Consider the following 4,765-nt stretch of genomic DNA (forward strand, 5'->3'; position numbering starts at 1 on the left):
ATTGTTGTGATTGACCATGAAGTTGATACTGATCCTGATACGACGGACATCATATTAAATTCAGCTGTTAAATTTATGATTGGAGCTAATGATACTTTGACTTTGATTTATGATCAGCAAGTTAATGCATGGCTTGAGATTTCAAGAAATGATGTCATTAATCCGTAATAATTAGGGATAAATCTATATTGTTAGCCTTAGTAAAACTTATGCTAGTTGAAATATAGTCAACGCCTGTCTTTGCGTAGTCAACTAGGTTGGATTCATTGATGCCGCCGCTAGCTTCTAATTTAGGCTGGGGCATAGGCAATAGAGCAATCTTGTTTTTCAATTCTTTAATCTCTGCCGGCGAGAAATTGTCGAGCATGATTTGATCGACACCTGCTTGAATGGCAAGTTCTAATTTAGCAAGATTGTCTTTGTTGATTTCAACTTCGATTTTCATAGCTTCGTTTTTGAATTTGGAAATCACCTCGGATAAATCCTCAATACAGGCAAGATGATTTTCTTTGAGCATGACCATATCACTAAGATTGAATCTGTGATTAGTGCCGCCGCCATACTTAAACGCTGCTTTTTCTAGTACTCGCATTCCTGGCATAGTTTTGCGGGTGTCTAATAATTTGACTGGGTAGTCTTGGATGAGCTTCACTAATTTATTGGTGTAAGTAGCGATGCCGCAGAGTCTTTGCAAAAAATTGAGTATGGTTCTTTCGGTTGCGACTATGTTGCGACTATTAGCTTCAATTGTAAATAGAATTTGACCTGCTTCAAAAGACAGTGAGTCTTGGCAATTAGAAATGATATTAAAAGTAGTATTGGGGTCATATTGTCTCAGCACCGCTTCCACTAGCCAGGAGCAAGCCATGACGCCCGGCTCTTTGGCGATAATCTGGGCTTTGGCTGTTTTACTAGTTAAGCAGGGGGCGCTAATATCGCCATTTGGCTCTAGATCTTCTGCTAAAGCGAGTTTGATGATGGAATGCACCAAGTTTATTTTTTCTTTATGTATAGCGTCTTCCATTGGCTTGCTATAATCATAGCTTGCTCTAGGAGCTAAACATATGGCAAAGAAAATAACAGGTTATATCAATCTTCAGCTTGAGGCTGGCAAAGCAAATCCGGCACCACCCGTTGGCCCGGCGCTTGGACAACATGGTGTTAATATCATGGAGTTTTGCAAGGCTTACAATGAAGCTACTAAAGACAAGATGGGTTATATAATCCCAGTTTTGATTTCGGTTTATGAAGATAGATCGTTTACTTTTATTCTTAAGCAGCCGCCTGCAGCGGTTTTGATCAAGAAAAAGATCAACATTAAGAAAGGATCAGCTATTCCTCATTTGAACAAAGTTGGCAAAATCAGCGATCAACAACTTGCAGAAGTTGCTGAAACTAAGATGCCTGACTTGAATGCTAATGACATTCATGCAGCGAAGAAAATTATTGCAGGTACTGCAAGAAGTATGGGAGTTATTGCTGAATTAGTAGCATAACCAAACAAAACAGCCTAAGCGGTTCGTTAGAACTACTTAAACAAAACAAAAGGTAGGAGAATATGGCTAAATTAAGTAAGAGACGTAAGAAGATAAATGAGCTCAGAGAGCAGTTTAGAGGTCAAGTAGATCCCAAAACAGCGATCACTGAACTTAAGAAGTTTATTTCAGAGACAGGATCAAAAGCAAATCAAACATTTGAACTTTCAGCCAAATTAGGCGTTGATACCAAAGCGAATGATCAGCAAGTGAGAGCATCTGTTTCTCTTCCTGCTGGTACTGGTAAAACAGTTAGAGTAGCTGTTATCGCCAAGGGTGAGAAAGTACAAGAAGCTAAAGCTGCTGGTGCTATTGAAGCTGGCACTGAAGAGCTTGTTAAAAGAATGGAAGAGGGCTGGATGGACTTTGATGTCTTGGTTGCCGCTCCTGATTGTATGCCTTTACTTGGTAAATTAGGTAGAGTACTTGGACCAAGAGGTTTGATGCCTAACCCTAAAGACGGTACTGTTACTGCTGATGTAGCCAAAGCTGTTAAAGAGCTTCAAGCTGGTAAGGTAACTTTCCGTGCTGAGAAGACAGGCGCAGTGGTTCATATGCCATTTGGCAAGTCTAGTTTTTCTGATGAAGATTTAATCAAAAACCTTCAAGCTGCTATCCAAGAAATACAAAAAAATAAACCTAGCTCATCTAAGGGTACTTATTTCAAATCAATCCATATTGCTTCAACGCAAGGACCTAGCTTTGAACTTAGTGCAGATGCAGTTCTAGCAGCCTAGGATCGTTAACCCAGCCCATATTAACCAACTTGCATTTTGTATTGCGTATTGCTATAATTCTGCTTATCTGGTCTTAACTTAGCTAAGACTGGATAACCCAAGATGGGACTTGGAAACATATTTAACAAAAAACAAGTTGAGCCTGCAAGCTCGGCCACTAGCTCGCAAGCAACTGCGGCGAAGCGCTTAAATTCTGCTGAAGATAGCAAAGTTAAAGCGAGTGCGGCAGTTCGGGCTGAAAGAAATGCTGATAATGATGGTCTTCACAAAGCAGAAATTCCTTACAAGGGCGATCCTGAAAATCAAACATTGGTTATTGATGTTGATGAGACTTTATTGTTTGGTGATATCTATAAAAGAGATTTGCGCAAAGCCAAAGTACGCAAGCAAATTGAAAAAGAAGGCTACACTATCAAGCAAACAAAGCTGGGGCACTACTATGTGCTTAGACCTGGCGCTGAAGAACTGCTCAAGGATCTTTATGAAAGCGGGCACAAGATTATTCTTTGCTCTCGTGATTTGAGACCATATCTAAATGATCTTATTGAATCAGAGCAGGCTCTTAAAAAATATAGTGCTGGATTTTTATCACGCGGTGATTTGATCAATAAAGCCAATCAGGATTTTGTTAAATCTCCGAAACACCCTGATAATTTAGGTTTCCTTGACAGAACCAAGAATTTTTTTCATGGGCTTTTTGTACGTTGTCCTAAGTATTGCTTCAAGAAGTTTGCTTCGATCTTTAGTGGTAGGCCAGTTTGGTTTGAAGAAGGTCGCGGGGTTGCTGGTAAGTACCCACCAAACGCTATTGATTTATTAAATGAGTCTGGCAACAACAGCCTCAATGGTTTTCCGCCATCACATATTTTGATTGATAACTATGCTGAAATGAAAACAGGCGACGCAGATGCGCAGCATAATTATTGGGGACGCGCTTATAGAGACTCAGTAGCCTCAGGTGACTTTGCTGTGATTAGCCCCAATGTGGTTTATCAAGAAGGCAAGAAGCCGCATTGTTTCCTTGCACTAGCACCGGAACCAAAAGATGCTGATGGTAATTATCAATGGGTAACAAACATCAAAGCCGCTGTTGATAGGGGCTGGAGAGAGCAGTATAAGCTCACTACAGGGAAGGAAGTTAAGAACTAATGGTTTACTATACCTGAAGCTTGTCGTTAAAACATCCACAAAGTCTGGGTATCATCCACATATCCAGCATCTAAAGCTTGATAGGAATTTTAGTAAAGAAGACTCTTTAACTTCCCAGCCTTAACCACGTTAAAAAACCTCACCACAGTATCCTTATATTTGATATCCACCATATCTTCTCCTTCGAGAGTCAAGACTACAGCCTGCTTGGTTTGAGGATAGTCTCTAATAAAGGCTTTGAGCCCGCTTGGTATCTTGTCAGTATCTTTCTTTACTTCAATTGGTAAGATCTCACCGTCTTTTTGCAAGATGAAATCAACTTCTTGCTCGTCATAGCTGCGCCAGTAATTAAGTTTGAACCTGACATCAATTGATTTGATTAATTCCCAATAAACAAAACTTTCTAGCAGAGCACCTTGACTTTGTTCATTACGCTTATTCAAAATCTTGAAGTCTTGCAAGATAGCATTTGCTATACCTTGGTCATAAAAATATGCTTTGGGGCTTTTGGAGATTTCTTTGTTTTTGTTTTTAAAAAATGGTTTGAGCAAATTGAGAGTATAAGTCTCGGTCATCACCTCAAGCTGTTTGCGTATTTGGCTTTCTGGGAGCTTGAGCTTGTTTGCAACAGAGCCAATAGAGAGCATTTGCGTATCATTAATTGCAAAATATTCTATTAGTTTGTTGAAATTGATTATAGACTCGTCTTTGAGGAAGGTCTTGATGTCTTTAGAGATATAGGTTTGATAGATACTGTAGAGCTTCTCGCTTGCTACTAATTCAAAATCATCTTGATCTTGAAGCTCAATGAGTCCAGGCATTGCTCCGTAACGAATGAAGTCTTCAAGCTTGTTTTTAAGTTCATCTCGTTGTTTGATTTCAATATGTTCTTCTATCTCTGGTAACATCAAACCAAACCGTTCTAGATACTCATTAAAAGAAAGCGGATAGATTTTGAGATTGATATTTCTGCCAGCAAGCGATTCTTGCAGGTGTTTATGAATTTCAAGACTTGAAGATCCTGATGCGTAGATTTTTTTCTCTGGGTTGAGATCATATAGAGCTTTAAAGACAGAGGTGATATTTGGGTAGTAGTGAAACTCATCTATAAAAATCAAATCTTCTTTGACTTCTTTAATGAAACTAGTGTAGCCATCATTAAAGACAGCAAGATCTCTTGGGTCTTCTAGATTCAAAAAACGATAACTTTGTCCGGTTTGCTTGGCGAGCGTCGTCATCAAAGTAGACTTGCCAACTTGCCTTGCGCCAAGGAGAATATAAATCTCTTTGCGATCAAGAGACTGAGTGAGTTTGGCTAAAACAGCTCTTTTAACTAACAACTAA

At 39.3% G+C, this 4,765-nt stretch carries 5 protein-coding genes; 3 read left to right on the forward strand and 2 right to left on the reverse strand.

From position 1 onward, the window contains the following. Positions 1-157: 157 nt before the first annotated feature. Positions 158-1,024: a carboxylating nicotinate-nucleotide diphosphorylase gene (gene nadC / locus O3C63_09440; protein ID MDA0773145.1), complete on the reverse strand. Its 867-nt coding sequence runs from the start codon at positions 1,022-1,024 to the stop codon at positions 158-160. 40 nt (positions 1,025-1,064) lie between these two features. On the opposite strand from nadC, the gene rplK reads away from it, so the two are divergent. From rplK to O3C63_09455, 3 genes are all read left to right on the forward strand, one after another. Further along, complete coding sequence (gene rplK / locus O3C63_09445; GenBank protein ID MDA0773146.1) at positions 1,065-1,496, forward strand: 50S ribosomal protein L11; 432 nt, start codon at positions 1,065-1,067, stop codon at positions 1,494-1,496. Positions 1,497-1,558: 62 nt separating this feature from the next. Beyond that, on the forward strand, positions 1,559-2,272 hold the full coding sequence (gene rplA, locus O3C63_09450; protein ID MDA0773147.1) for a 50S ribosomal protein L1: 714 nt from the start codon (positions 1,559-1,561) through the stop codon (positions 2,270-2,272). Between the two features lie 102 nt (positions 2,273-2,374). Next, positions 2,375-3,421 (forward strand): NIF family HAD-type phosphatase, encoded by a 1,047-nt coding sequence (locus O3C63_09455; protein MDA0773148.1) that lies wholly within the window; start codon positions 2,375-2,377, stop codon positions 3,419-3,421. Between the two features lie 89 nt (positions 3,422-3,510). Here the strand turns inward: O3C63_09455 and O3C63_09460 are convergent, their stop codons facing one another. Continuing rightward, complete coding sequence (locus O3C63_09460; GenBank protein MDA0773149.1) at positions 3,511-4,761, reverse strand: ATP-binding protein; 1,251 nt, start codon at positions 4,759-4,761, stop codon at positions 3,511-3,513. Positions 4,762-4,765: the final 4 nt, after the last annotated feature.

It is taken from the genome of Cyanobacteriota bacterium, assembly GCA_027618255.1.
Taxonomy (GTDB): domain Bacteria; phylum Cyanobacteriota; class Vampirovibrionia; order LMEP-6097; family LMEP-6097; genus JABHOV01.

Coding starts and splice junctions, on each gene's coding strand:
- nadC (MDA0773145.1), bottom strand. CDS start 1,024: ATGGAAGACGCTATACATAAAGAAAAAATAAACTTGGTGCATTCCATC.
- rplK (MDA0773146.1), top strand. CDS start 1,065: ATGGCAAAGAAAATAACAGGTTATATCAATCTTCAGCTTGAGGCTGGC.
- rplA (MDA0773147.1), top strand. CDS start 1,559: ATGGCTAAATTAAGTAAGAGACGTAAGAAGATAAATGAGCTCAGAGAG.
- O3C63_09455 (MDA0773148.1), top strand. CDS start 2,375: ATGGGACTTGGAAACATATTTAACAAAAAACAAGTTGAGCCTGCAAGC.